Here is a 242-nt window from a genome sequence, read left to right as displayed (position 1 = left end):
AACGAATGATCTGCACGCCTTGCTTGCGCAGGTCCACCAGAGTCGGCACAACTTTGGAAGACACCGAGCCGTTACCCGTACCGGCATGGATGATGGCATTCGCGCCAGCTTGGGCCAGGGCCTTGTAAGCAGTGTCGCTCACGTTGCCGTAGCCGTAGGCAATTTACACATCGGGCAGGCTCTTGATGGTTTTGATGTCGAACTCGGAGTCCATGGTGTGGAGCTTGGCCGGCAGGCGGAAC

1 pseudogene is annotated in these 242 nt (G+C 58.3%); it reads right to left on the bottom strand.

Annotated features, from left to right (window positions below):
* Positions 1–242, bottom strand: a pseudogene (locus ACFZPT_RS26890) (L-asparaginase); the annotation flags it as partial.

The sequence above is a fragment of the Pseudomonas sp. MD330_10 genome (assembly GCF_042610415.1).
Classification (GTDB): domain Bacteria; phylum Pseudomonadota; class Gammaproteobacteria; order Pseudomonadales; family Pseudomonadaceae; genus Aquipseudomonas; species Aquipseudomonas rhodesiae.
The sequence above is the reverse complement of the archived record's forward strand: the minus strand, read 5'-3'. Positions and strand labels throughout refer to the sequence as shown.